General features: G+C 70.0%; 26 protein-coding genes, 1 tRNA gene and 1 riboswitch. Of the genes, 8 read left to right on the top strand and 19 right to left on the bottom strand.

From position 1 onward, the window contains the following. Positions 1-25 precede the first annotated feature (25 nt). The 4 genes from EXE58_RS17460 to EXE58_RS17445 are packed head-to-tail and all read left to right on the top strand — an operon-like array spanning position 26 to position 7,097. Positions 26-1,183, top strand: a complete 1,158-nt coding sequence (locus tag EXE58_RS17460) for an exonuclease SbcCD subunit D (protein WP_135269029.1) — start codon at positions 26-28, stop codon at positions 1,181-1,183. Then, positions 1,180-4,155: an AAA family ATPase gene (locus EXE58_RS17455; RefSeq protein ID WP_135269028.1), complete on the top strand. Its 2,976-nt coding sequence runs from the start codon at positions 1,180-1,182 to the stop codon at positions 4,153-4,155. The genes EXE58_RS17460 and EXE58_RS17455 overlap by 4 nt, the downstream gene beginning before the upstream one ends. An 18-nt stretch (positions 4,156-4,173) precedes the next feature. Next, positions 4,174-5,709, top strand: a complete 1,536-nt coding sequence (locus EXE58_RS17450) for a TldD/PmbA family protein (protein ID WP_135269027.1) — start codon at positions 4,174-4,176, stop codon at positions 5,707-5,709. Further along, on the top strand, positions 5,709-7,097 hold the full coding sequence (locus EXE58_RS17445; protein ID WP_244242293.1) for a TldD/PmbA family protein: 1,389 nt from the start codon (positions 5,709-5,711) through the stop codon (positions 7,095-7,097). The genes EXE58_RS17450 and EXE58_RS17445 overlap by 1 nt, the downstream gene beginning before the upstream one ends. Positions 7,098-7,106: 9 nt before the next feature. Here the strand turns inward: EXE58_RS17445 and gcvP are convergent, their stop codons facing one another. The 12 genes from gcvP to EXE58_RS17385 all read right to left on the bottom strand — a co-directional run bounded on the left by gcvP (position 7,107) and on the right by EXE58_RS17385 (position 18,252). Next, on the bottom strand, positions 7,107-9,956 hold the full coding sequence (gcvP, locus tag EXE58_RS17440) for an aminomethyl-transferring glycine dehydrogenase (protein WP_279638249.1): 2,850 nt from the start codon (positions 9,954-9,956) through the stop codon (positions 7,107-7,109). A 65-nt stretch (positions 9,957-10,021) separates the two neighbouring features. Beyond that, a riboswitch (glycine riboswitch) is annotated at positions 10,022-10,121 on the bottom strand. 23 nt (positions 10,122-10,144) lie between these two features. Next, on the bottom strand, positions 10,145-10,738 hold the full coding sequence (locus tag EXE58_RS17435; RefSeq protein ID WP_135269024.1) for a MerR family transcriptional regulator: 594 nt from the start codon (positions 10,736-10,738) through the stop codon (positions 10,145-10,147). Between the two features lie 184 nt (positions 10,739-10,922). After that, entirely contained in the window at positions 10,923-11,405 is a 483-nt protein-coding gene (locus tag EXE58_RS17430; protein WP_135269023.1) for a bifunctional nuclease family protein, read from the bottom strand. 46 nt (positions 11,406-11,451) lie between these two features. Then, positions 11,452-12,213 (bottom strand): transcriptional regulator FtsR, encoded by a 762-nt coding sequence (gene ftsR / locus EXE58_RS17425; protein WP_341869516.1) that lies wholly within the window; start codon positions 12,211-12,213, stop codon positions 11,452-11,454. 4 nt (positions 12,214-12,217) lie between these two features. Further along, on the bottom strand, positions 12,218-12,742 hold the full coding sequence (locus EXE58_RS17420; protein ID WP_135269022.1) for an FHA domain-containing protein: 525 nt from the start codon (positions 12,740-12,742) through the stop codon (positions 12,218-12,220). 95 nt (positions 12,743-12,837) lie between these two features. Then, a complete protein-coding gene (gene gcvH / locus EXE58_RS17415; RefSeq protein WP_135269021.1) occupies positions 12,838-13,224 on the bottom strand; it encodes a glycine cleavage system protein GcvH in 387 nt (128 codons plus the stop codon). 36 nt (positions 13,225-13,260) lie between these two features. After that, the gene (locus EXE58_RS17410) at positions 13,261-14,034 is read right to left on the bottom strand and encodes a DUF881 domain-containing protein (RefSeq protein WP_135269020.1); all 774 of its coding nucleotides are present in this window, start codon (positions 14,032-14,034) and stop codon (positions 13,261-13,263) included. Further along, positions 14,027-14,359 (bottom strand): small basic family protein, encoded by a 333-nt coding sequence (locus EXE58_RS17405; protein ID WP_135269019.1) that lies wholly within the window; start codon positions 14,357-14,359, stop codon positions 14,027-14,029. Before EXE58_RS17405 ends, EXE58_RS17410 begins: the two co-directional genes overlap by 8 nt. Further along, the gene (locus EXE58_RS17400; RefSeq protein WP_135269018.1) at positions 14,356-15,231 is read right to left on the bottom strand and encodes a DUF881 domain-containing protein; all 876 of its coding nucleotides are present in this window, start codon (positions 15,229-15,231) and stop codon (positions 14,356-14,358) included. Before EXE58_RS17400 ends, EXE58_RS17405 begins: the two co-directional genes overlap by 4 nt. After that, positions 15,224-15,814 carry a cardiolipin synthase ClsA gene (gene clsA, locus EXE58_RS17395; protein ID WP_135269676.1) on the bottom strand — a complete coding sequence of 197 codons (591 nt, stop codon included), beginning with the start codon at positions 15,812-15,814 and terminating at the stop codon, positions 15,224-15,226. The genes EXE58_RS17400 and clsA overlap by 8 nt, the downstream gene beginning before the upstream one ends. Before the next feature lie 31 nt (positions 15,815-15,845). Next, positions 15,846-16,910, bottom strand: a complete 1,065-nt coding sequence (locus tag EXE58_RS17390) for a hemolysin family protein (RefSeq protein ID WP_135269017.1) — start codon at positions 16,908-16,910, stop codon at positions 15,846-15,848. After that, positions 16,900-18,252 (bottom strand): hemolysin family protein, encoded by a 1,353-nt coding sequence (locus tag EXE58_RS17385; protein ID WP_135269016.1) that lies wholly within the window; start codon positions 18,250-18,252, stop codon positions 16,900-16,902. Before EXE58_RS17385 ends, EXE58_RS17390 begins: the two co-directional genes overlap by 11 nt. A 210-nt stretch (positions 18,253-18,462) precedes the next feature. Here EXE58_RS17385 and EXE58_RS17380 point away from each other — a divergent pair, with 210 nt between their 5' ends. Then, positions 18,463-19,953 (top strand): sulfatase family protein, encoded by a 1,491-nt coding sequence (locus EXE58_RS17380; RefSeq protein ID WP_167288988.1) that lies wholly within the window; start codon positions 18,463-18,465, stop codon positions 19,951-19,953. 164 nt (positions 19,954-20,117) lie between these two features. Then, positions 20,118-20,354 carry a hypothetical protein gene (locus EXE58_RS17375; protein WP_135269014.1) on the top strand — a complete coding sequence of 79 codons (237 nt, stop codon included), beginning with the start codon at positions 20,118-20,120 and terminating at the stop codon, positions 20,352-20,354. A gap of 36 nt (positions 20,355-20,390) precedes the next feature. Here EXE58_RS17375 and EXE58_RS17370 read toward each other — a convergent pair whose 3' ends face one another. Further along, positions 20,391-20,612 carry a cytochrome P450 gene (locus EXE58_RS17370; RefSeq protein ID WP_135269013.1) on the bottom strand — a complete coding sequence of 74 codons (222 nt, stop codon included), beginning with the start codon at positions 20,610-20,612 and terminating at the stop codon, positions 20,391-20,393. On the opposite strand from EXE58_RS17370, the gene EXE58_RS17365 reads away from it, so the two are divergent. Further along, a complete protein-coding gene (locus EXE58_RS17365; RefSeq protein ID WP_208544066.1) occupies positions 20,611-21,003 on the top strand; it encodes a hypothetical protein in 393 nt (130 codons plus the stop codon). The two genes, EXE58_RS17370 and EXE58_RS17365, sit on opposite strands and share 2 nt — an antisense overlap. Before the next feature lie 13 nt (positions 21,004-21,016). Here the strand turns inward: EXE58_RS17365 and EXE58_RS17360 are convergent. After that, a tRNA-Pro gene (locus EXE58_RS17360) sits at positions 21,017-21,090 on the bottom strand. Between the two features lie 210 nt (positions 21,091-21,300). Between EXE58_RS17360 and EXE58_RS17355 the strand changes: the two genes are divergently transcribed. Then, a complete protein-coding gene (locus EXE58_RS17355; RefSeq protein WP_135269012.1) occupies positions 21,301-21,972 on the top strand; it encodes a M23 family metallopeptidase in 672 nt (223 codons plus the stop codon). A gap of 11 nt (positions 21,973-21,983) precedes the next feature. On the opposite strand, the gene der is transcribed toward EXE58_RS17355, so the two are convergent. From der to aroH, 5 genes are read right to left on the bottom strand one after another with little or no spacing between them, the layout of a single operon-like run. Continuing rightward, positions 21,984-23,339 carry a ribosome biogenesis GTPase Der gene (gene der, locus EXE58_RS17350; RefSeq protein WP_244242292.1) on the bottom strand — a complete coding sequence of 452 codons (1,356 nt, stop codon included), beginning with the start codon at positions 23,337-23,339 and terminating at the stop codon, positions 21,984-21,986. Positions 23,340-23,344: 5 nt separating this feature from the next. Next, positions 23,345-24,094 (bottom strand): lysophospholipid acyltransferase family protein, encoded by a 750-nt coding sequence (locus EXE58_RS17345; RefSeq protein WP_135269010.1) that lies wholly within the window; start codon positions 24,092-24,094, stop codon positions 23,345-23,347. Then, positions 24,091-24,771 carry a (d)CMP kinase gene (cmk, locus tag EXE58_RS17340; RefSeq protein ID WP_135269009.1) on the bottom strand — a complete coding sequence of 227 codons (681 nt, stop codon included), beginning with the start codon at positions 24,769-24,771 and terminating at the stop codon, positions 24,091-24,093. Before cmk ends, EXE58_RS17345 begins: the two co-directional genes overlap by 4 nt. Positions 24,772-24,781: 10 nt before the next feature. Beyond that, complete coding sequence (locus EXE58_RS17335) at positions 24,782-25,846, bottom strand: prephenate dehydrogenase (RefSeq protein WP_135269008.1); 1,065 nt, start codon at positions 25,844-25,846, stop codon at positions 24,782-24,784. Then, complete coding sequence (gene aroH / locus EXE58_RS17330) at positions 25,839-26,216, bottom strand: chorismate mutase (protein WP_135269007.1); 378 nt, start codon at positions 26,214-26,216, stop codon at positions 25,839-25,841. Before aroH ends, EXE58_RS17335 begins: the two co-directional genes overlap by 8 nt. Positions 26,217-26,233 lie beyond the last annotated feature (17 nt).

Here is a 26,233-nt window from a genome sequence, read left to right as displayed (position 1 = left end):
CGGTGGTCCCGCCTAGGTTCGTCCTGTGCGCATCCTCCACACCTCAGACTGGCACCTGGGGAGGTCCTTCCACCGGGAGGGGCTCCTGGGTCATCAGGCTGCGTTCATCGATCACCTGCTCGAGGTCGTGGAGTCCGAGCGCGTGGACCTGGTCGTCGTGGCGGGCGACGTCTACGACCGGGCCCTCCCCCACGTGGACGCGGTGCACCTCGCCGACGAGACGTTCGCGAGGCTGGCTGCCTCCCCTGCTCAGGTCGTCGTCACCAGCGGCAACCACGACTCGGCCCAGCGCCTCGGATTCGGTTCTCGCCTGATCGACTCCGCCGGAGTCTTCATCCGGACCGACCACAGGTCGGTCGGCACCCCCGTCCTCCTCGACGACGAGCACGGCACCGTCGCCGTCCACGCGCTCCCCTACCTCGACCCCTCCGCCCTGCGGGACCCCTGGCAGCTCCCGGCACGCAGCCACCAAGCGACCCTGGGCCACGCCATGCAGCAGGTGCGAGCTGACCTTGCTCGCCGTCCCGGTGCGCGCTCGGTGGTGCTGGCCCATGCCTTCGTGGCCGGCGCCGCGCCGACCGAGTCTGAGCGCGACATCAGCGTAGGCGGCGTCGACCGCGTCTCCACCGACCTCTTCGACGGCATCGACTACACCGCACTCGGCCACCTGCACGGCCCGCACGTGCTCGGAGACTCGCTGCGCTACAGCGGATCGCCGCTGGCCTACTCCTTCTCCGAGGCCGGCCAGATCAAGGGATCATGGCTCGTCGACCTCGGTGGCGACGGCGTGGCCCGTGCCGAATGGGTCGAGGCACCCGTCCCGCGCCGGCTCACCCGGCTCGAAGGAGACCTCGAGTCCCTGCTCGGTGACCCCGCGCTCACCGTCCACGAGCACGACTGGGTCCAGGCGACGCTCTCCGACCACCCTCGACCGGCGCGGGCGATGGAGCGCCTGCGACGGCGCTTCCCGCACGCCCTCGTGCTGCAGTTCGCCGACGCTCCCACCACCCCCTCCGCCCCGCGCGCCCGGGTCGCCGGCCGGTCCGACCATGCCGTCGCGCTCGACTTCGTCGCCGACCTGCGCGGCATGCCCGCCACCCACACCGAGTCCGAGCTCCTGCGCACTGCGGTCGACGCGTGCTGCCACGACCCCGACCTGGACCCGGTGGTGGGGGCGGGATGAGGCTCCACCACCTGGAGGTCACGGCGTTCGGACCATTTGCCGCGACGGTGCGCGTCGACTTCGACGCGCTCTCCGACGCGGGCCTGTTCCTCCTGTCCGGGCCCACTGGTGCGGGCAAGTCCAGCGTGCTGGACGCCGTGTGCTTCGCCCTCTACGGCGATGTCCCCGGAGATCGGGCCACCGCGAAGCGGTTGCGTTGCGACCAGGCCGACGAAGGTGTTGCGCCCCGCGTCGTCCTGGAGGCGACCCTGTCGGGGCGGCGCTTCCGTGTGGACCGTTCTCCCGCGTGGCAGCGACCCAAGAAGCGCGGCACCGGGATCACGACCGAGCAGGCCCGCGTCACCCTCTCCGAGCGCGTTCCCGGCAGTGAGGCCCAGTGGCGGCCGCTCTCGACGCGCCTGGACGAGACCGGTCACCTCATCACCCGACTCGTCGGGATGAATCTCCCCCAGTTCTGCCAGGTCGCGCTGCTTCCCCAGGGCCGCTTCCAGGCCTTCCTGCGCGCCGGCTCGGACGAGCGGCACGCGTTGCTCCAGCAGGTCTTCCAGACCGGTCGTTTCGACCAGGTGGAGGGGTGGCTCCGCAACCGCCGCATCGAGCTCCGGCGACTGTGCGAGGTGCACCAGGGCCGCGTCGCCGACCAGGTCAGCCGGATCAGCGAGGTGACCTCGTCCCCCGCCCCCGACGACTGGGAGCAGTTTCCGCAGCTCCTGAGCGCATGGTCGGCCGATCTGGTTGCCGACACCGGTCACCGGCTGGCCAGCGCCACCGAGGCGCTGCGCGTCGCAGAAGACGCCGAGACGACCGCGCGCGCCGAGGAGGAGGCGGGAGCCAGACTGGCCCAAGCCCTCACGCTGCTACGGGAGACCCAGGAGCGGTCCGACGCCCTCGACGCCGCCGCAGAGGAGCGCGCGAGCGTCCGGGCCCGGGTCGAGACTGCCCGTCAGGCGGCGGCGCTCCGTCCCCTCCACGCGGCCATGCTCACCGCCCAGGAGCAGGCCGAGGTGGCCTGGAGCGCCCTCTCCGAGTCCCTGCGCCCGCTCGACGGCTTCGAGGAAGCACAGCTCGAGGACCCTGCAGCGCTGGACGCGATCCGACACCGGACGCTCGCACGGCTCGCCGACGTGGACAGACTGCGACCCCTGGCAGCCAGGGTCGTCGAGCTGGACATCGAGCGCATCCGCGTCCAGGACGAGCTGCAGACCCTGCGGGCGCGGGGAGCAGAGCTCGACGCCCTCGCCCGCGAGCTGCCGGGTCGGCTGCAGGACCTGCGAGAGCAGGCACGATCCGTGACGAGCTCCGCGGCCCGCTCCGGGGTCCTGCAGGAGCAGGTCGCCTCCCTCCGCGAGCGGGAGCGAGCGGCCCAGCAGGTCCTCGAGCTCGAGGCAGAGGCCGTCGCAGCCGAGACTGAGCGCCTCTCCGCGATGACCGCGCTGCAGGAGGCGAAGGAGGCTTGGCTCGGCGTGCGTGAACGCCGGCTGGAAGGCATGGCAGCCGAGATCGCCTCCTCGCTCGTGGTGGGTGGGTGCTGCCCGGTCTGCGGGTCCGCCGAGCACCCCTCCCCCGCCGCCGTCGAGGCGGGCACCCCTGACGTCGAGACCGAACGCACGGCGCGCAGGGTCGTCGACGACCTCGAGGTCGTGCTCGAGGCTCGCTCCCAGCACACGCGAGACCTCGCGACCCGGCTCGCCACCGCGCGCGGTGCCGCCGGCAACGACATCGAGGGTCTGCCCGCGCTGCTTGCCGGGGCCGAGCTGGCCCTGGACGAGGCCGAGGCGCACGCGGCCCAAGTCCCCCACCTGACCGACGAGGTCTCCCGCCACGAGGCGCAACTAGAGCAGCTCACCCACGATCGCGAGAGTGTCTCGGCCGACCTCACGATCACGACGGCTGCGATCGTGCGGCTCGACCAGGAGCGCGACACCTGCGCCAACCAGGTCGACGACGTCCTGAACGGCACCGGTTGTGACGATCTGGGAGACCTCACGGCGAGGCTGCAGGAGACCGAGCGTGTGCTCTCGGCCGCAGTGCAGGCCCACCTTCACCACTCCACCGCGCAGACCCGGCTCCACCAGGCTTGCGCCGACCTCGAGCGGGCAGCGGTCGAGGCCGGCTTCGCCTCTCACCAGGACGCCCTCGAAGCCTGGCTGGCGCCCGAGGAGCTCACGCGGTTGGAGACCTGGGCGGCCGAGCACGACCGCCAACGACACCGCGTGCAGGAGATCCTGGCCGATCCCGCCCTGCAAGCCGCCTCGTCTGCCACTCCACCGGACCTCGTGGCTCTGGAGGAAGCATCCGTCTCGGCACGGCAAGCGGCCGCGGCGGCTCGCAGCGCACACCAGGCCCTGGTCGAGCGAGACCGCCGACTCGCAGCGCTGGTCGCCGAGCTCCAGCAGGTGCTCGATGCCTGGTCTCCCGTGCGTGCCGATCACGAGACAACGGCGGCGCTGTCTGCCTTCGTCGAGGGGAAGTCACCTGACAACCGGCTCCAGATGCGGCTCTCCGCCTATGTCCTCGCGCATCGGCTCTCCCAGGTGGTCGAGGCGGCCAATCTCCGTCTGCACTCCATGAGTGACCAGCGCTACTCGCTCCTCCACACCGGAGAGCGGGGGGCCGGAGAGAAGCGCGGTGGCCTGAGCCTGGTCGTCCGCGACGACTGGTCGGGCGAGAGCCGGGACCCTGCCACCCTGTCCGGAGGCGAGACGTTCGTGGTGTCGCTCGCCCTCGCTCTGGGCCTGGCCGACGTGATCACAGCAGAGGCCGGCGGAGCAGACCTGGACACCCTCTTCGTCGACGAGGGATTCGGATCGCTGGATGCAGACACCCTCGACGACGTGATGGACACCCTCGACTCGCTGCGCGACGGCGGCCGCGTCGTCGGAGTGGTCAGCCACGTCGCGGAGATGCAGGTGCGGATCCCCACCCAACTTCGGGTCACGAAGGCGCGTCACGGCTCCCTGGTCTCCCAATGAGTCGATAGGTTCCTCGGCATGAGTTCCGCCAGGCTCGACGAGACCTTCAACGCCCTGCCTCATCGCCGACTCGGCGATGTCGCCCTCGGCCGTGCCGAGTCGCTGGGCGCCTCGCACGCCGAGTTCCACTTCGAGCGCAACCGCTTCCAGTACCTCGGCGCACGCGACGGGGTCCTCCAAACGGCCAGCGACTCCGAGGACCTCGGCTTCTCCGTCCGCGTCGTGCACGGTGGTGCCTGGGGGTTCGCCTCTGGCGTCGTGCTGACCGACGAGGAGGCCGCTCGAGTCGCCGAGACCGCAGTGGCGGTCGCGAGGGTCGCCGCCGCCATGACCCGTGATCCCGTGGTCCTGGCACCCGAGCCGGTCTACGACGACGTCACGTGGGTGTCCGCCTACGACGTCAACCCACTCGAGGTCGCCACGGCCGAGAAGGCCGCCCTCCTGGTCGAGTGGACCGCCCGGCTGCGCACCGGCGCCGCAGTCGACCACGCGACGTCCTTCCTCCACCAGGTCCAGGAGAACAAGTACTACGCCGACCTCGCGGGCACCCGCACGACCCAGCAGAGGGTCAGGCTGCAACCGGGCTTCGAGGCCAGCGGCTCCGACGAGACGACCGGCCTCTTCGACTCGATGGCCTCGATCGCGCCTCCGGTCGGCCGCGGCTGGGAGTACCTCACCGGAGCACAGTGGGACTGGGACGCCGAGCTCACCGAGGTGCCCGACCTCCTTGCCGAGAAGCTCAAGGCGCCAAGCGTCCGGGCCGGCCGCTACGACCTGGTCATCGATCCCTCCAACCTGTGGCTCACGATCCATGAGTCCATCGGGCACGCCACCGAGCTCGACCGGGCGCTGGGCTACGAGGCCAACTACGCCGGCACCTCGTTCGCGACCTACGACAAGCTCGGCAACCTCCACTACGGCTCACCTGTCATGAACGTCACGGGCGACAGGACCCAGGAGCACGGGCTTGCCACCATCGGCTGGGACGACGAAGGCGTGCAGACCCAGCGCTGGGACATCATCAAGGACGGGCTCCTCGTCGGCTACCAGCTCGACCGACCGATGGCCGCCATGAAGCCCGAGCTCTCCGGACCCGAGCATCCCCAGGGGCGATCTAACGGCTGTGCCTACGCCGACTCCCCGGGGCACATCCCGATCCAGCGGATGGCCAACGTGTCCCTGGAGCCCGCCCCCGACGGCCCCTCGACCGAGGACCTGATCTCCCGCGTCGACCGCGGCATCTACGTCGTCGGTGACAAGTCCTGGTCGATCGACATGCAGAGGTTCAACTTCCAGTTCACCGGCCAGCGGTTCTACAAGATCACCGACGGCAAGCTCGACGGAATGCTGCGCGACGTCGCCTACCAGGCCACGACGACTGAGTTCTGGAGGTCGATGGAGGCGGTGGGCGGTCCCCAGACCTGGGTGCTGGGAGGCGCGTTCAACTGCGGCAAGGCCCAACCGGGCCAGGTCGCCGCGGTGAGCCACGGGTGTCCCACCTCGTTGTTCCGCGACGTCAACATCCTCAACACCCTCGATGAGGCAGGCCACTGATGACAGTCACCCCCCAAGAGCTGGTCGAGCACGCGCTCGCTGCATCGACGTCCGACGACTGCGTCGTGCTCGTGCGCGACGTCACCAGCGCCAACCTGCGCTGGGCCAACAACACCCTCACCACCAACGGTGTCATGACAGAGATGAGCGTCACGGTCATCTCCTTCGTCGGTCGTGCGACCGGTGTCGCCACAGCCTCCGTCTCGGGTGCCGCCACGACCCGTGAGGGCGTCAGCGCCCTCGTCGAGACTGCCGATGCCGCCGCCCGGGCCGGCACCGACGCCGAGGACGCGGCTGAGCTGGTGGCCGACTCGACCTCCGCCGACTGGGCGGACGCCCCCGAGACCACTGACATCCACGTCTACGACTCCTTCGCGCCCGCGCTGGGCGACGCCTTCGAGCGGGCGCAGGCCGAGCGACGCCTGCTCTACGGCTTCGTCAACCACGAGGTGGCGACCACCTACCTCGGGTCCACCCGGGGGCTGCGGCTGCGGCACGTCCAGCCGACCGGCCACTACGGCTGCACGGGCAAGGACCTCTCGCTCACCCGCAGCGCCTGGGCGGGGGGCGCCACCCGCGACTTCCTCGACGTGGACGCGCACGCGGTCACCGACGAGGTCGCCCGCAGGCTCGCCTGGGCCGAGCGCAAGATCGACCTTCCGGCGGGGCGCTACGACACCATCCTCCCGCCTTCCTCCGTGGCCGACCTGATGATCGACGCCTACTGGGGCGCCGGCGCACGGGTGGCCCACGAGGGTGAGTCCGTCTACAGCAAGAGGGGCGGTGGGACACGCATCGGGGAGCAGATCGCGCGATCCGGCGTCAACCTGTTCTCGGACCCGGGACACGCCCCCATCGCGAGCGCTCCCTTCGCCGTTGCCACGGCCTCGGACAACACCGAGTCCGTCTTCGACAACGGCCTGCCACTCGGGCGCACCGACTGGATCAGGGACGGGCGCCTCGAGGCACTCGTCTCCACCCGCCACTCCGCACAGATGACCGGTCAGCAGGTCGCTCCCTATGTCGACAACCTCGTGCTCGAGGTCGACGGCGCCGACGCGACCCTGGAAGAGATGGTGGCGAGCACCGAGCGCGGCCTCCTGCTCACGTGCCTGTGGTACATCCGGGAGGTCGACCCGCAGTCCATGCTGCTGACGGGGCTGACGCGTGACGGCGTCTACCTCGTCGAGGACGGTGAGATCACCGGCGCCGTCAACAACTTCCGCTGGAACGAGAGCCCGATCGACCTCCTCAACCGCTTCACAGCAGCTGGACGGACCGTGCCGAGCTTCTCTCGCGAGTGGGGCGACGACTACTTCTCGCGCACCGCGACGCCAGCGCTCCGAGTGCCTGACTTCAACATGTCCAGCGTGTCCCAGGGCGTCTGACACGACCCATCACTCGGCGAATGCCTCCGGCGGCGGGCACGCGCACACCAGGTTGCGGTCGCCGTACGCCTGGTCGATGCGGGCAACGGGCGGCCAGTACTTGTCCGGGTCGACTCCCTGGGGGAACACGCCGAGCTCGCGGCTGTAGGCGCGGTCCCACTCCCCCACCATCGCGCGGGCGGTGTGCGGAGCATGGCGGAGCGGGGCGTCCTCCGGAGACCACTCCCCCGCCTCCACGCGCGCAATCTCGGCGCGGATCGCGATCATCGCGTCGCAGAAACGGTCGATCTCGGCGAGGTCCTCGGACTCGGTCGGCTCGACCATCAGCGTGCCGGCAACCGGGAACGACATCGTCGGCGCGTGGAAGCCGTAGTCCACCAGGCGCTTGGCCACGTCGTCGACCGTGACACCGCTGGCCTTGGTGATGCCACGCAGGTCGAGGATGCACTCGTGGGCCACGAGTCCACCGTGGCCGCGGTAGAGCACCGGGTAGTGCTCCTCCAAGCGGTGGGCGATGTAGTTGGCGGAGAGCACCGCCACGGAGGTCGCGCGTGTCAGGCCCTCTCCACCCATCATCCGGATGTAGGCCCACGTGATCGGCAGGATGCCGGCCGAGCCGTGGGGCGCCGCACTGATCGGACCGATCCCGTCGCGGCGTTCGACCTCAGGGTGGAGGGCGTGGGTCGGGAGGAAGGGCGCCAGGTGGTCGCGAACCGCGACTGGCCCGACGCCGGGTCCACCCCCACCGTGCGGGATGCAGAACGTCTTGTGGAGGTTGAGGTGCGAGACGTCGCCGCCGAACTCACCTGGACGGGCGTAGCCAAGCAGGGCGTTGAGGTTGGCGCCGTCGACGTAGACCTGACCGCCGTGGTCGTGGACGATCTTGCACAGGTCGGTGATGGAGTCCTCGTAGGCCCCGTGGGTGGAGGGGTAGGTCACCATGATCGCGGCCAGGGTGTCGGAGTGCTGGTCGCACTTGGCGCGCAGGTCCTCGAGGTCGACGGAGCCGTCGTCGGTGGCCTTGACGACGACGACCTTCATCCCAGCCATGACCGCGGAGGCAGCATTCGTGCCGTGGGCCGAGGAGGGAATCAGGCACACGTCACGCACGGGAGCGTCGGGCTGGTGCTGGGCGGCGTGGTAGCCGCGGATCGCCAGCAACCCGGCCAGCTCACCCTGCGAGCCCGCGTTGGGCTGCACCGAGACCCGGTCGTAGCCGGTCACCTCCGCCAACCACGACTCCAGGTCGGCGACCAGGCGCGCGTAGCCAGCCGCGTCCTCGGCCGGCACGAACGGGTGCAGGTCGGCGAAGCCCGGCAGGCTGATCGGCTCCATCTCGGTCGTGGCGTTGAGCTTCATCGTGCACGAACCCAGCGGGATCATTCCGCGGTCCAGGGCGTAGTCCCGTGCCGAGAGACGTCGCAGGTAGCGCAACATCTGCGTCTCGCTGTGGTGGATGTTGAAGACCTCGTGGGTGAGGTACGACGTCTCGCGCACCAGCTCCGGCGGCAGGCCGGACGCACTTGACCCGGCGACCTCGGTCGAGACCCCGAAGGCCATCAGGACGGACGAGACCGTGGCCGGGCTGGTCGTCTCCGACGTCGAGATCCCCACGTGGTCCTCGTCGACCAGGCGCAGGTGGATCCCTCGCGAGCGGGCCCGCGCCACCACGTCAGCGGCCGAGCCGGGCACCCGGACGGTGAGGGTGTCGAAGAACGTGTCGTTGACGACCCGTACTCCCCCGGACCTCAGCGCCGCCGCCAGGTCCGCCGCGCGGTCGTGCGTGCGCTGGGCGATCTCTCGCAGCCCCTCGGGACCGTGGTAGACGGCGTACATCGACGCCACGACGGCGAGCAGCACCTGGGCGGTGCAGATGTTGGACGTCGCCTTGTCCCGGCGGATGTGTTGCTCGCGCGTCTGCAGTGCCAGCCGGTAGGCCGGGCGCCCCTCAGCATCGACGGAGACCCCGACCAGCCGCCCCGGCAGATGGCGCTCGATGCCGGCGGCGACGGACATGTAGCCAGCGTGCGGCCCGCCGTAGAACAGCGGGACACCGAACCGCTGGGAGGATCCGATCACGACGTCGGCACCCATGACGCCGGGCGCCTCGAGCAGGGCGAGTCCCAGGAGGTCGGCTGCCACGACGGCGAGCGCATCACGTGCGTGCGCCGACTCGATCACCGGGCGCGGATCGAGCACACGCCCGCTCGCGCCGGGGTACTGCACGAGGACGCCGCACAGGTCGCCGTCAGGAAGGCCCTCGGACAGGTCCGCCACCACGACCTCGATGCCCATGCCCTCAGCGCGGGTCCGCACCACGTCGATGGTCTGGGGCAGCGCGTCGGAGTCGACCACGAACGGGCCGGTGGCTTTGCGGTTGGCGCGACGCACGAGCGTCATGGCCTCGGCCGCTGCAGTGCCCTCGTCGAGGAGGGAGGCGTTAGCCGTGGGCAGACCGGTGAGGTCGGCGACGACGGTCTGGAAGTTGATCAGCGCCTCGAGGCGGCCTTGCGAGATCTCGGGCTGGTACGGCGTGTAGGCGGTGTACCACGAAGGGTCCTCGAGCACGTTGCGACGGATTACGGCCGGCGTGATGGTGCCGTGGTAGCCGAGCCCGATCATCGCCTCCGCGGGACGGTTCTGGGCAGCCATCGTGGCCAGCTCCCGTGCCGCCGCACTCTCGTCGAGTGCCTCGGGGAGGTCCAGCGCAGCCGCGGTCCTGATGCCCCCAGGGACCGCGGCCGACATCAGGGACTCCAGCGAGTCGTGCCCCAGCCTCTCGAGCATCGTGACGACGTCCTCGGCGCGGGGTCCGATGTGGCGGGCGACGAAGGGCGAGGTGGCGATGGGGGCAGTCACGGAGGCTCCTGAGGAAATCGACCAGTAGGCCTCCCCCTCTGTCGGCGCGCTGCCTTCAGAGGTGCCTGGTCCGCGCGGTCCGGGTGCCTGAGAGGTTCCGGGGAGGAATTGCCCCTTCGGCGCAGCATGACCTGGCGGTCACGCCGACTCTCCCGCGCGGGATCGTCAGCGCCACCAATTTACCACTCTCAGCCGGTCTGGCGGGCAGCGCGACGAGCAGCGAGCTCGTCCCCCGGCAGCGGGCCGGCCGCATCGGCCGCCGTGCGCTCGCTGGGCAGCTCGGCGAGGGTGCCCTCGATCTCGCGCCACACGCCTCCGATGGCGATGCCGAAGACGCCCTGCCCACCCTGGAGGAGATCGATGACCTCGTCATTGCTCGTGCACTCGTAGACCGAGGCCCCGTCGCTCATCAAGGTGACCCGTGTGAGGTCGTCCGTGCCCCGCTCACGGAGGTGAGCCACGGCGGTCCGGATCTGCTGCAGCGAGATGCCGGCATCGAGAAGTCGCTTGACGACCTTGAGGATCAGGATGTCGCGGAAGGAGTAGAGACGCTGGGAGCCCGAGCCTGCGGCGCCGCGCACGCTCGGCTCGATGAGGCCGGTGCGCGCCCAGTAGTCGAGCTGCCGATAGGTGATGCCGGCGGCGTTGCAGGCCGTCGGCCCTCGGTACCCGGTGTCACTCGGGAGGGGCGAGACATCGTCGGTGAAGAGCAGGCCCTGCTCGTCCGCGGCCTCTGCTGCCTTGGCGGCACGCTCGTTGCGCTGCTGCTCGTTCTCGTTCACGCCCACTCGATCCTCCACGGTTACTCCGTTGATCGTAGCTCCGGGGGAAGATGGTGGGGCCGAGGGATCGACAACCACATCGGTGGAGTTACAACAGAGACACTTCAAGGTAGGGCCGCGATCCCGGGGGGTCAATCCCATCGGCGGCGTGTCGCAACCCTCAACCTCAACATGAGGGTGAGGCTCAGGCGCGGTCCTCGCCCGACTCCTCGAAGTCGTCCGGGGTGACGTGGTCGAGGAATTCACGGAAACGCTCGACCTCGTCCTCCTGCTCGGCGGGCACCGCAAGGCCCGCCTCGTCGAGCACGGCCTCGGAGCACACGATGCGGGAGCCGGTGCGCAGGGCCAGCGCGATGGAGTCCGAGGGGCGTGCCTCCACCTGGGCGCCACTGGCGAACACCAGCATCGCGTAGAAGATGTTGTCCTTGACCTCGGTGATGCGCACCTCGTCGAGGCTCTGCCCTGTCGCCTCGAGCACGTTGCGCATCAGGTCGTGGGTCAGCGGCCGGGGCGGGGTCACCCCCTGCTGGGCGAATGCGATGGCGGTCGCCTCGACCGCACCGATCCAGATGGGCAGGTAGCGCTCCCCAGCGACCTCGCGCAACAGCACGATCGGCTGGTTGGAGGGCATCTCGACACGAACGCCGATGACGTCTACTTCGCGCACGAGTCCAGCCTACTCACGTCACCACAACGGTCTCGCTCCCCCGGGTTCAACCCCGCGAGAGCCCGATCTTGATCAAGGTGGCGTGCAGGCGCACCGAGAGCGCCGCGATCTGGAGGGTGGCGTCCTCGGCACGGCCGGCCGCAGCGGCGTCGCGCCCGCGGGCAATGGGCGCCACGACCTGCTGCACCAGACCCACCTCCCGGTCGGCAGCGGTCTTGAACGCGCGCAGGTGCCGGGGCTCGATGCCGTACTCCCCCAGGTCGCGTGCCGTGCGCGCGACCACCAGGGCGTCGGAGTCGAAGTGCCCCGTGCCGGTCCGGGCGGCGACCAGGCCGTAGCGCTCGAGCTCGGTGAGCAGCTCCTCGGAGATCTCGGCGACCTTGAGGAGCTCTCGCCTGGAGAGACGCAGGTCGCTGGTGCGGCCGAAGGACTCGGGGGACGGAAGACCGTCGGAGCTCAGCGCGACCTTGGGCACGGAAGGAACCACCGACTCGATGGCCGGCGGCTCGAGGCCACGGTCCATCGCGTCGAGGTGCTCGCCGATCACCTTGAGCGGCAGGTAGTGATCGCGCTGCATGCGCAGGATGTAGCGCAGGCGCTCGAGGTCCTCGACAGAGAACTTGCGGTAGCCGGCTGGTGTCCGCTCGGGCTTGATCAGGCCCTCTCCCTCGAGGAAGCGGATCTTGGGGATGGTGATGCCGGGAAAGTCAGGGCGCAGGGCGTCGAGCACCTGGCCGATGTTCATCCGGCTCTTGGCCGCGCTGGCAGGCCCGGGGGATGCGGCTCCGGGCGACGGTGACGCTGCCACCGGCTCAGGGCTCCTGGTGGGAGGCGAAGAACACCAGCCGGTACTTGCCGATCTGCACCTCGTCGCCGTCCGTCAGCTCCAAGGAGTCGATCCGGTCACGGTTGACGTAGGTGCCGTTGAGACTGCCGACGTCGCTGACCGTGAACGTCTTGCCCGTGCGCCGGAACTCCGCGTGCCGGCGCGACACCGTCACGTCGTCGAGGAAGATCTCGCTGTCGGGATGACGACCGGCGCCGACCACCTCGGTGTCGAGGAGGAACCGGCTTCCTGCACTGGGCCCCCGTTGGACGACCAGGAGCGCGTGACCCTCCGGGAGGGCGTCGACCGCAGCGGCGTCGACCGGGCTGAGCTGCCGGTCCGAGGTGTCGACCCGGTCCGGGGCACCGAACGAGATCGTGGCGGTGGACTCGACAGGGGGCGTCGGCGACGACGCGTCGGCCGAGTCCGGCGTGGCCATCCGGTTGCCGCACTGCGCGCAGAAGCGGGCATCGTCGGGATTCTGCCTGCCGCAGGCGGTGCAGAACGGCATCGGTGCCTCCTCGACAGCTCACCAACCCTCACGTGAGGGTTGAGGTTCATGGTTTCTCCGAACGTACCAGCCGGTTGCGCGCCGCCGCGCACCGATCAGCCGGCGAGGCCCGCCTCGTAGGCCGCTGCGTCGAGCAACCCGTCGAGCTGGCTGGAGTCGCTGGGGAGGATCTCGAAGAGCCATCCGGCGTCGTAGGGGTCGTTGTTGACCATCTCCGGCGTGGAGTCCAGCGCCGAGTTCACAGCCACCACCTCGCCCGACACGGGTGCGTAGAGGTCGCTCACGGACTTGGTCGACTCCAGCTCGCCACAGGTGTCCCCCGCCGTCACCTGGTCACCGACCTGGGGCAGCGACACGTAGACGATGTCGCCCAGGGCGTCCTGGGCGAAGTGGGTGATGCCCACACGCACCGAGCCCTCGCTCTCCCCCGGATTGCGCACCCACTCGTGCTCGACGGTGTAGGTCAGGTCGTCCGGGTACACAGGCTTCTCCTTGGGTGGGATGGGGTCGGTGGCAGGCTACTGCGAGTCGGCGGGCTCCGCATGCTCCGGTCGGTCGAGCTCACGCACGCTCGTGATCTCGACCGTGTCGGGCTCCTCGACGGTGACGGTCGCACCGTCCTCACCCTCCAGGGTGTCGATCGGGCCGGATGTGAGCGAGAGACCAGCTCGCAGGGCGTGGGGGTCGCCGATGACCTCGAGGACGTACGGCGGCTCCAGCAGCCTGCCGTCGAGCTCGATCCCGCCCACGGCATTCTCGAACGAGCTGTCCGCCCCCAGCCGGAAGCGGTCGTTGAACTCCATCGCCTCGGCGCCGGCGGTGCGCAGCTCCTGGATGGTGTCCAGGAGGGCGCCGACGCTGACCCGGCCACTGGTCTCCTCGATGGTCACACGCAGGCCCGGTCCGGACACCGGCACCAGGCCGGCGACGATGTTGAGGGTGCGGGCCCGCTGGGCGGCCTCCTCGAGCGCCGCCTCACGACGGGTGTTCTCGGACTGGAGCTCGTCGCGCCGGGCCTCGAGTCGCTCGACCTCACGGCGCGCCCGCTGGGCCGTGCCGGTGAGACCGTCGAGGATCTCGATGAGCTGCCCCTCCCGGAGACCGGCATAGGTGGCGTCCGCCCTGTAGTCGTTGACCTGGACGACGAAGGCGAAGCCCAGGACCGCGAGCAGGACGGCCACGACCGCCTGGCCGCGGCTGGGGCGCACGAGTGCCGCGCGCAGACGCTCGCGACCCGAGGCGGGCTCGCCGGGCGGGTCCTGGCGTGGGGTCTCGTCGTGGGGCTCAGGCATGGAAGAGATGGCGGCGGATGGCCGCGACGTTGGAGAAGATACGGATCCCGAGCACCACCACGACGCCGGTGGAGAGCTGTCCGCCGACGCCCAGTCGATCGCCGACGTAGACGATCGCCGCAGCGATGACGACGTTGCTGATGAACGACACGACGAAGACCTTGTCGTCGAAGATGCCGTCGAGGAACGCACGCAGCCCGCCGAGCATCGCGTCGAGGGCGGCGACGACCGCGATCGGCAGGTAGAACTCGAAGGCGAGCGGGACGTTGGGCGCCAGGACGAGGCCCGCGATGACTCCCAGCAGGAGTCCCAGTGCGGCGATCATGGTGCTCCCTCCTCCCCCTGAGGCATTCCGTTCGGCGCCAGTTCCGACACGATCACATCACGCAAGCGTCCCAGCGTCGCGCCCGGCAGGCGGAGATCGTCCACCTTTTGTGCCGAATAGCGAAAACCGAGGCCGTTGGCCAAGGTGAACCACACCTGGCCCTGGCTGGTCTGGAGCAACCGTGCCTCGAGTGTCGCGCTGTCGCCGATGGCCGTCACGACGTACGGCGCGTTCACCGGGTTGCCGTTCACGTGGATCGAGCGGCCGGTGTTCCGGATGCCGCCGGTGGCCGTCAGGCGCTGGTCGTTGATCGCGATGGCCTCGGCACCGGCTTCCCACAGCGCGTCAGCGAGCGTCGCGAGGTCCTCGTCGCGGACCTCGTCGTCGACGTCGGCGCCGACCGCGCTGTTGACGGTGATCCGGATTCCTTCGCCCTGGACGGCGCCGAACCCGGTGGGAACCTCGAGGCGTGCCACCGTCGCACGCATGTCACTGATCTGCTCCTGCAGCGTCGCTGCCCTGGTGACCGCGGACTGGTTGGCGACCCTGAGGTCGTTGACGTCGCGCTGGAGGTCCACGAGCTCGGCACGACGAGCCTGGATGCGGCTGACCAGGGCGGCTCGCCCGAGCTCCTCCACCTCGGAGTCGCGGTTGGTCTGGACCGTCGCGATGGTGACCAACCCTCCGAACAAGGCCACCACCAGGAGTGTTCCCAGCGTCACGCGGCCGCGTCGTGGCCCTGGCGGCGCCTCACCGGCTGCGGCCCGGCGTGCGGCGACGTGCGCGTAGTCCTCGTCCATCGACCGGGCCGTGAGCAGGGTCAGGAGCGGCGTGGTCACATGGTCCGGCAGGGGCTCGCGGAGGTCAGGCATGGTCGCTCACGGGGGGAGTCGGCCGCTCCGTCTCGCGGAGGAGCGTGCGGACCTGCCAGGCGTACAGCACCCCTGCCCACCAGTAGAGGCCGATCCCCCACCAGGCGAAGGCCCAGCCGAAGACTCTCGCCAGCGTCGGCACCGTGCCCGTGCCCTCTCCCAGCAGGAGCAGCGGGAAGGCGTAGAGGAGGTTGAAGGTCGCGGCCTTCCCGAGGAAGTGCACGGGAAGCGCGCTGAAGCCCCGGGTCCGGAGGAACGGGACGAGCCCCCAGAGGAGGAGGTCGCGCAGCGGGAGCGCGAGGGCAACCCAGACCGGGATGATGTCGCGCAGGAAGAGCCCGACCACGACGGCCAGGATGTAGAGCCGGTCCGCCACGGGGTCGAGGATCTCGCCCAGGCTGGAGCGCTGGTCGAGGCGGCGTGCGAGCCAGCCGTCGAGCCAGTCGGTGAGGCCCGCGACCATCAGCACCGCGAGCGCGAGACCGTCCTGCTCCGGCCCCAGGACGAGCCAGAGGAAGGCCGGCACACCAGCGAGGCGGACCATGCTGATGATGTTGGGCACGGTCCACACACGAGAGCGCATGGAGTCAGGCACGGACTGACCCTACCGAGCCCTACCCAGCGTCCGCTGCGGACACGTCGTGGTGCGACGCGTCCCGGATCTCGCCGACGAGCTCCTCGAGGACGTCCTCCAACGTGATGACACCGATCAGCTCGCCGTTCCTGCCGACGACGCGCCCCATGTGGGCACCCTTCACCTGGAGGGAGGCGAGGGCCTCGTGGAGGAGGTCGTCCGGGCCCACGGTTGCGAAGGGACGCACCCACTTCGCGTCGATGACCCGGTCACGTCGGTCCAGCTCTGTCTCGAGGGCGTCCTTGACGTGGAGGTAGCCGAGAAGGCCACCGTCAGGGGCCGCCACGGGGAAGCGGCTGAAGCCGGTCGCGGCACACAGGGACTCCACGTCGACTGCTGTGGCGCCCGGCTTCACGGTGGCGAGCGTCTCGACCGGCATGACGACCGTGGACACCGTCTTCTCCGTGAACCCCAGGGCTCCGGCGAGCCGGTCGTACTCGTTCGCCGCGATGAGGCCCTCTCCGCGTGACTCCTCCACGAGGGCGGCGACCTCTTCGCGGGTGTAGCTGGAGCTGACCTCCCCCTTCGGCTCGACCCGCATGAGCCACAAGGTCGCGTTGGCCAGGAAGTTCAGAGCCGCGATGAACGGTCGCAGCACGGTGACGATCATCATCATCGGTGGGCCCAGGACGAGGGCCGCACGGTCGGGACCGGCCAGGGCGATGTTCTTGGGCACCATCTCGCCGAGCACCACGTGCAGGTAGACGACGATCGCCATCGCGACGACGAACGAGACCGGGTGCAAGAGGTCGTCGGGAAGGCTGAGCGCATGGAAGACGGGCTCGAGGAGGTGGGCGACCGCGGGTTCACCGACCGCACCGAGACCCAGTGAGCACACGGTGATGCCGAGCTGGGCGCCTGCCATCACGAGCGACACCTGTTCCATCGCGCGCAGAGTCGTGCGGGCCGCTCTCGATCCTTCCTGCGCCAGGGGCTCGACCTGGCTGCGCCTGGCCGAGATCAGGGCGAACTCGGCACCGACGAAGAACGCGTTCAGCACCAGGAGCACCACGGCGAGCAGGACACCGAAGACCTCACTGCTCATCTGCGACCTCCTCGTCCACGCGGCGCAGATCGAGACGGTCGATGCGGAGGCCTTCCATGCGCTCGACCGTCAAGGTCACGAGCCGCTCGCTGGTCGTCTCAGGGTCGCTCCGGTCTCGTACGACGACCTCGACGCGGTCGCCCGGCGCGGGAATCTTGCCCAGCTCCCGCATGACGAGCCCAGCCACCGTGTCATAGTCCTCGTGCTCGGGCAGCTCCACGCCGGTGGCGTCGTTCACCTCGTCGGGTCGGAGCAGCCCGGAGACGGACCAGCTGCCGTCACGCCGCTGACGGACCCGCGAGCCGAGTCGGTCGTGCTCGTCGGAGATGTCCCCGACGATCTCCTCGACCACGTCCTCCAGGGTCACGATGCCGGCGTGGCCGCCGTACTCGTCCAGGACGACGGCCATCTGGAAGCCGCCCTGGCGCAGGAGCTCCAGCAGCGGGTCGAGCCTGATGCTGTCGGGCACCACCACGGGCTTGACCATGATGTGCTTGATGCGGGTCGTCGCACGCTCGTGGACCGGGACAGCGACCGCGTGCTTGACATGGGCCGTGCCGACGACGACGTCCTCGGCGTCTAGGACCGGGAAGCGCGAGTGCCCCGTCTGGCGGGTGAGCTCGATCAGCGTCGCCACCCTGTCGCCGTCCTCCACCGTCGTCGTGCGCACCCGAGGAGTCATGATCTCCGACGCGGTGCGCTGCCCGAAGTCGACCGAGCGCTCCATCAGCTCGGCCGTGTCGGGGTCGAGCGTCCCCTGGTCGGCCGAGCGCTGCACGAGCGAGTCGAGCTCCTCGAGGCTCCGCGCCGAGCGCAGCTCCTCCTGGGGTTCGAGCCCGAGGCGACGCACGATGGCGTTGGCGGATCCGTTGAGCAGCCTGATCAGCCAGGTGTTCAGCGTGGTGAAGCCCCGCATGAAGCCTTGGGTCGCCCGAGCCGTCTCGAGCGGTCGTGCGATGGCGAGGTTCTTGGGAACCATCTCGCCGAACAGCATGGTCAGCACGGTGCCGAACAGCAGGCCCAGGGCGATCGCAGTGGGCCTGACCACGTTGTCCGGCAGTCCGACCGCGGCAAGCGGGTCGTCGATCAGGTCTGAGATGGCCGGTTCGGCGAGGAAGCCGATCGCCAGGTTCGTGACGGTGATCCCGACCTGCGCGCCCGAGAGCTGCGTGGAGAGCGATCGCAGTGCGCGCTGCACCCCGACAGCCTTGGCGTCCCCCGAGGCCGCTGCCCTGTCGACCACCCCCCTGTCGACCGTGACGAACGCGAACTCGGCAGCGACGAACATGCCGCATGCAAGGACGAGCGCCAGCGAGACGAGAAGGAGGAGGAACGGGGTCATGACCGACCCCGTCGGCCGTGGGCTGCAGTGCTCGGACTTTGACTCTCGTCCATGGGGGCGGTGCGGGTCCTTGTCATCGGAGACGGGGGATTCACCCTAGCCGCTCACAGCGGCTCCTCCACTTTGGGCCGGGGCGGAGCGACCCCCTACCCTTGGCGCGACCGGTGGCAAGCAGACGGGGGACGGCAGCGTCCCGGCGAGGGACGATTCATGCGGGTGTGGGCTCAGTCGCTGGCGACTGGCGTGCTCGTGGTCCTCGTCGCCGCCCTCGCGACCACGACCGTGGGCGCCAGCCGCGGGAACGCCGGAGCCTCCTTGACGGCGGCGAGCGGGGAGTCTGCAGCGCGACCCAACGTGGTCTTCGTCCTGACCGACGACATGCGCGACGACGACCTGGTCCACATGCCGATCACCCGACGCCTGCTGGTCGACCAGGGCATGGAGTTCACGGACGCCATCTCGCCGCACCCGCTGTGCTGCCCGGCGCGAGCGCAGCTGGTCACGGGCCAGTACGCCCAGAACAACGGCGTCCAGCACAACCGCGGGCCCTATGGCGGCTTCCCCGCCCTCGACCCCACCCGCGAGTCCAGCTCCTGGTTCCGTGACGCGGGCTACCAGACCGGGTTCGTCGGCAAGTTCCTCAACGGCTACGGCCCCGGAGACGTCGAGCCATCCGGTTGGACCCGCTGGGATGCCCTGCAGACCGGCGTCTACGACTACTTCGACTTCACCATGTCAGGCGACGGCAGCGCCCGGAGGTTCACCGACAGCTACGTGACCGAGGTGATCTCTCGTCGGACGGACGACCTGGTGCGTGAGTTCTCGGCCACCACTGACCCGTTCGTGGTGTTCGCCTGGCACGTCGCCCCGCACTACCGCATCGCACGAGGCTCCGGCCCCACCGTCCCTCCTCCCGCGCCCCAGGATCGTCGCCTGTTCGAGGACATCCACCCCGTGCCCCTCTCCGACCCCGCGTTCAACGAGGCGGAGATCAGCGACCAGCCCACCTACTTCCGCGACCGCCCGTTCGTCGAGCCCGCCGAGGTCGCCGAGCACCACCGTGCGCGTCTTCGGTCGCTCCAGTCGGTCGACCGGGCAGTGGGTTCGCTCATCGACACCCTCGCGGCGACCGGCGAGCTGGAGGACACCTACATCGTGTTCTCCTCCGACAACGGCTACTCCCTCGGCGAGCACCGCTACGTCGGCAAGGACAAGCTCACGCGCTCGTCGCTGCAGGTCCCGCTCGTCGTCCGGGGGCCAGGAATTGCTCCCGGCACCTCGTCGGACCTCCCTGCCACGCTGGTCGACGTCCCTGCCACCATCGCCGGCCTCGCGGGCGTCTCCCCCGGGTGGGTCGTCGACGGGACGTCGCTGGCGCCCACGCTGGAGGGAGCGGCCCAACCGTTCCGTGACACGACCCTCGTCCAGACGGGTTCCGCCCTCGGCGACGGCTGGGGCTACCGAGGCGTCCGGACCGCGCGCTATCTCTACGCCGTCGACGGAGCCGACGGGATCCTGTACGACACCGAGGTCGACCCGCACGAGACGGTCAACCGCTTCTCCGATCCGGCCTATGCAGAGGTCCGGGAAGCGCTCGACCGCCGGCGCGACCAGCTCGTCGACTGCTCGGGCTGGACGTGCAACCAGGTCTTCGGTCCTTTGCCGGAGCCGGCCGAGAGGCCGGACCGCGGCATCCGCTGAGTCTGCGGATGCCCCGAGATGGTCCGGACCACCTGGACCGTTCAGGGCCGGAAATCGAAGATCTCTCACAGATTGCCTTCAATCGTCCGGTCGGCTGATGTCAGGACCGGGCATGACCCCTACTGTGCACATCTCGGGCGAATTCGACCAAGAGGTAGGACAGGATGAAGACCACGCAGTTCCACGTGTGCACCGAGCTCCCCGACGCGCCCTCGGCCGACGCCGAGGTTCCCGAAGGGACTCGCTGGGTCTGCGAGTGTGGCGCCAACTTCGTCTACCGCGAGGGCTTCAACGCCTCCGGTCATCTCCACTCCGCCTGGTGGCCGGCGCCCGCCCTGCCCAAGCAGCGGCGCGAGCGCCAGTCGCTCAAGAACCTCTTGATCCGTCCCCGCCAGGGCTGACAGGCTCCTCGCAGCAACCCCTGGAGTGTCGATCACTCAGGGCTGTCCGGCTCCTGTCGGGGGTCGTAGTAGTACCGGTAGGCCGTCCGCCGGGACCGGCAGGGAGGTGTTGTCCCAGCGGACCCGGTAGTTGTCGGGCACCGTCCAGCGATGCCTGAGCAGCATCTCGTGGACCTCCAGGGTGCCGAAGTGCAGCCCGATGCACTTGTGGACACCGCCGCCGAAGGGTATCCAGGCGTTGCGGTGGGACTTGTCCATGCTCGACCGGTTCACGGCCGAGTACAACCAGCAGCGGCCACACCGCTCCCTGCCCCACCGGGCAACCCCAGCAAGGCTCTACGCCACCATGCCCAAAGCCCTGCCCGGACCCAGCCGAGACGCCGAGACCCACGACCGCGTCCGGCACGACACCGTCGACAAGTCCGGCACCATCACCCTGCGCGTGCACGGCCCGCTCCGCCACATCGGCATCGGCCGATCGCACAGCCGAACCCACGTCATCCTGCTCATCCAGGACCTCGAGGTCCGCGTCGTCATCGCCGTCACCGGCGAGCTCAAACGCGACCATCGACACCAGCCAGGACTACCAACCCCAGAAATGACAAGATCCGAACCCACTCCGCGGGTTCGGATCTTGCAGATGTCCTGAGACATCACATCGGTCGGGCTGACAGGATTTGAACCTGCGACCCCTTGACCCCCAGTCAAGTGCGCTACCAAGCTGCGCCACAGCCCGAGTGCCTCGTCAGGACGATGCCCTTCGAAGCGATGGGAACCCTACCGCAGGGTCCGAGAGTCCTGACAATCGACCCCGCACCCGGGCCCGGGTGGTCCGTGGGGGTCAGGTGGCAATGGCTCATCCGGCTCATTGGTGTCCAAACCGGCCACCCGGACCGGCCCGGGCGCCCAGCATGGAGGTGTTCCTTCACCCGAGAGGCCGCCGTCCGTGCCCACCCTGCTACGTCGTCTTGCGCTTCTGGCCCTGGTGCCGTCCGCCCTGGTGTGGACCGGTGCCGTCCTGGAGCCTGCCACCGCCGCCTTCGAGCCCAACGCGCCGACGCCTGCTGCCCTGGCGGAGGAGCAGGCGCTCGACAAGATGCTGGCTCAACGGGCAGCAGCGCTCGCAGCGCTCGACCAGCGGGCCGACGTGCGAGACCGGCAGCTGCTGGGCCGTCAGGCTGTGCTGGCCCGGTTCGGCTACCACGGGGACCCGGACAACGTTCGCGTGGTGCTACCGCTCGCGTCGTACTCAGTCTCGGCGGCCTTCGGGCTCACGGGACCCCTGTGGGAGGCAGAGCACGGCGGCCAGGACTTCGGTGCGGCCTCCGGGGAGTCCCTCGTGGCAGTCAGCGCCGGGACGATCACCGAGGTCGCGGACGCGGGCCCGTACGGGCTGCGCACGATCCTGACCCTCGACGACGGGACGGAGGTCTGGTACTGCCACCAGAGCTCAGTGAGCGCGGTGGAGGGCCAGCGGGTGGACGTGGCTGAGCCGATCGGCTCCGTCGGCAGCACCGGCAACTCCGTGGGACCTCACTTGCATTTCGAGATCCGTCCCGACGGCGAGGCGCCCATCGATCCGATGGCGTGGCTCCGCGAGGCCGGGCTCGCGCCCTGACACGGTCTTGATCAGCGCTTGCGCTTCTCGCGCGGCTTCTGCTGGATCACGATGGGCGTGCCGACGAAGCCGAACTCCTCGCGCAGCCGTCGCTCGATGTAGCGCTCGTAGGAAGCGTCCAGTCTGCCGCTCGTGAACAGCACGAACGTCGGGGGCGCCACAGAAGGCTGGGTGGCGAAGAGGATCTTCGGCTGCTTCCCGCTGCGCACGGGGTGCGGGTGCTCGCCGACCAGACGCCCCAGGAAGGTGTTGAGCGCCCCTGTGCCCACGCGGGTCTCCCACCCCGCGAGCGCCTTGTCGAGGGCCGGGACGAGACGGTCGACGTGCCATCCGGTTCGCGCCGTGATGTTGATGCGCGGCGCCCACTGCACCTGCACCAGGTCTCGCTCGGCCTCACGCTCGAGGTAGTAGCGGCGCTCGTCGTCGACGAGGTCCCACTTGTTGAACGCGATCACCATCGCGCGACCGGCGTCGCGGATGGTCTGGATGATGCGCATGTCCTGCTCCGACACCGATTGCGACGCGTCGAGCACCAGGACGGCCACTTCGGCACGGTCGATCGCCGTGGACGTGCGCAGGGACGCGTAGTACTCGTGGCCCGAGGCCGTCTTGACCCGCTTGCGGATACCGGCGGTGTCGATGAACCGCCAGGTCCGGTCCCCCATGTCGATCAGCTCGTCCACGGGGTCCACGGTGGTGCCGGCGACGTTGTCGACGACGACGCGCTCGGAGCCTGCGAGCTGGTTGAGCAGGGACGACTTGCCGACGTTGGGCTTGCCCACCAGTGCGATCCGGCGCGGCCCCCCCACCTCGCCGAACGACTCGGGTGGGGTCTCCGGCAGAGCGGCCAGGATGGCGTCGAGCATGTCCCCGGATCCGCGGCCGTGCAGCGCCGAGACCGGGAAGGGCTCGCCGAGCCCGAGGTTCCAGAGTCCGAAGGCCTCGGCCTCCGCGCGCTGGTCGTCGACCTTGTTGGCCGCCAGGACCACGGGCTTGCCCGACTTGCGCAGGACCTTGACCACTGCCTCGTCGGAGTCGGTGATCCCGATCGTGGCATCCACCACGAACAGCACAGCGTCGGCGAGGGTGACCGCGATCTCCGCCTGGGCGGCGATGCGCTCGGCCAGCCCGCGAGCGTCAGGGTCCCAGCCGCCGGTGTCCACGACGGTGAAGGCCCGGCCGTTCCAGTTGGCGTCGTACGACACCCGGTCGCGCGTCACCCCGGGACGGTCCTCGACCACTGCCTCGCGTCGACCGATGATCCGGTTGACCAAGGTCGACTTGCCCACGTTGGGGCGGCCCACGACGGCCAGCACAGGGGTCGGACCCGCTTCGGCTGCCGCGTCGGTCTGGTCGTAGTCGCTCACGTCGGTCACTGCTCTCTGGTCTGGTCGAGGAACCCCGTGTCGGGGTCGTCTCCTGATTGTCCCGCGGGAAGGGGCCCCGGGAGGGATCGTCGCGTCCGGGCGAGTGCCAGCTCGAGCTCCGCACGCAGGTGGTCCCACAGCAACGCCGAGGTGGCTAGTACATGTTCCCGCGTGCGTGGCCACGGCTGTGCTGCGCACGTCCAGGGGCGCCCGAAGACGATGTGGATGCCTTCCCGGCGGTCCGGCATCGCGTTGGTCCCCCCACCGGGGGGACGGGTCCCCAACATCGTCACGGGCACCACCGGCGCACCGGTGACGAGGGCGAGGTAGGCCGCACCGTGGTGGAAGCGGTGGAGCTCTCCGTCGCCGCGAGTGCCCTCCGGGAACACGCCTGCCACTCCCCCGTCGCGCAGGACTCGCAGGCAGGCCTTGATCGCGCCCGGGTCAGCGTGGAAGCGGTCGAGCGAGATCTGCCCGGTGGCACGCAACACGGGCCCGAGGCGTCCGGAGAACATCTCCTGCTTGGTCAGGGCGTGCACGGGTCGGGGGGTGAAGACCGTCAGGAGCGGACCGTCGATCAGCCCCACGTGGTTGGAGGCGAGGATGGCGGGTCCCTGTGCCGGCACGTGGTGGGCTCCGTCGACCTCGACCCGCCAGCGCAGGCGAACCAGCGCCCTGGCCACGGGTCGGATTCCGCGGAGCGCGGCCCGGGGCGGGTGCTGAGGGCTGCTCGCGGGGAGGTCGGCGAGCGTCATCGCGGCGCCTCGACCGCCTCTGCGAGCGCCACCACCTGGCTGATGACCTCGTCCAGGGTGAAGTCGGTCGTGTCGATGTGCACGGCGCCCTCGGCCATCGTGAGCGGAGCCGTGGCGCGACCGGAGTCGATCCGGTCGCGCTGCAGGAGCGACGCCTCGGTGGCAGCCACGTCCACGCCCCCCTGCTCGGCGGCCCGGCGTCGCGCCCTGGCGTCCGGGTCCGCACTCAGGAAGACCTTCACCTCGGCCTGCGGCCACACGACAGAGGCGATGTCGCGGCCCTCGACGACGATGCCGCCGTCGCCTATGACGCGACGTTGGAGGTCGAGCAGGCGACTGCGAACCGCGGGAACCGCGCTCACAGGGCTCACCGCCTCGGTGACTTGTTCCTCGCGGATGGGCCCGGAGACGTCGTGGCCGTCGACGGTGATGCTGGGGCCCCGCGGGTCGGTGCCGGAGAGGATCTCGGGATCGCCCGCTCGCCTGGCAACCTCGGCCGCGTCGTGGACGTCCACGCCGCGCTCGAGCAGCCACCAGGTCATTGCCCTGAACATCGCCCCGGTGTCGAGGTAACGCAGTCCGAGGCGCTCGGCGACGCCACGACAGGTGCTGGACTTCCCGGAGCCGGACGTGCCGTCGACGGCGATGACGAGACGGGTGGGAACGGGGCTGCTCACGGGCGTGAGGCTACCGGTGAGTGGTCCACCCGCGGGATTCGAGAGCCTCGAGCAGGTGGTCGGCCCGCGCGGCCTCCACCACCAGCTCCGTCAGTCCGACGGGTCGACCGGGATCGTGGTCGATGTGCACGTCCTCGATGTTGACGCCGATGTCGCCAGCGTCCCCGAAGAGGCGGGCGAGCTCGCCCGGGTGGTCGGGCACCGACACGAAGACCGAGGCCGTCGGCGTGGACGGACCGCCGTGCTTGCCGGGGATGGCGGCGGTCCCGGCGTTGCCCCGCGCCAGGATGTCGCCGAGGGCGTCGTCGTCCCCTCCGGCCACCGCCTCGATCAGCCGGGCGAGGTCCTTCTGCACCTCGCCCAGGAGGCCGAGCACCGCCGCGGAGTTCGCCCCGAGGATCTGCTGCCACATCACCGGGTCACTGGCTGCGACCCGTGTCACGTCACGCACGCCCTGGCCCGAGAGCGCGAGGTGCGCGGACGGGGCGCCGGCGAGCCGACCGGCCACGAGGACGGCGGCGAGGTGCGGCAGGTGCGAGGTCCGGGCGACCGCGAGGTCGTGGTCCTCGGGGTCGAGCACGACGGGTACGGCGCCGCACACGCGCGCCAGCCGGGTGATCGCTTCGATCGCATCCGGACGTGCCGCCGCATGAGGGGTGACGGCCCAGGGACGACCGTCGAAGAGCGCAGCACTCGCCGCCAGCGGTCCGGACCGCTCGGATCCGGCCATCGGGTGCGAGCCGACGTAGCGATCCACGCCGTCGACGTCGACGACCACACGCAGGGGCGCTGCCTTCACACTGCCGACGTCGGTCACGAACGCGTCCGGGTGGTCGCTCAGGGCGGCGGCGACCGCCTCGCCGAGGTGCCGTGGCGGAGTGGCCACGACCACCAGCCGCGGCCGGTCCTCCGCCCGGAGGGGTCGGCCGGCCCCGAGCCCAGTCGCTGTGCGGAGGTGCTCGGCGGAGAGGTCGTCGAGGAGGACGTCGAGACCCGATGCGCGACAGGCGAGCGCAACCGAGGTCCCCAGGAGTCCGGTGCCGATGACGGCAACCGGTCCCGCGAGATCAGTCATGGCTCGTCGTGCGCGTCAGATCGCGTCGTAGGTGTGCGGCACCGTGGAGGTAGGCGTGGGTGATCTCCGCGCGAGGCAGATCGGTCTCGACGTGCGCCATCAGCCGCACGACGCGGGGCATGGAGCCCTCGATCTCGAGCTCGCGGGCGCACATCAGTGGGACGTCCGAGAAGCCCAGCTGGCGGGCGGCATAGGCGGGGAACTCGCTGTGCAGGTCACTGGTCGCGGTGAACATGATCGAGATGAAGTCGTCGACCACGAGCCCGTTGGCCTCCATGACGTCGCTCACCAGCTCAGCGACACGCTCGAGCATGTGCTCGCGCGTGTCGGTCTCGAGCTGGGTCGCTCCCCTGACTGCGCGTACGGCCATGGCGCGAGCCTAGTCGC

Origin of the sequence: Nocardioides seonyuensis, from assembly GCF_004683965.1 — a bacterium.
GTDB lineage: Bacteria > Actinomycetota > Actinomycetes > Propionibacteriales > Nocardioidaceae > Nocardioides > Nocardioides seonyuensis.
This window is presented reverse-complemented; position numbering and strand designations above follow the sequence as displayed.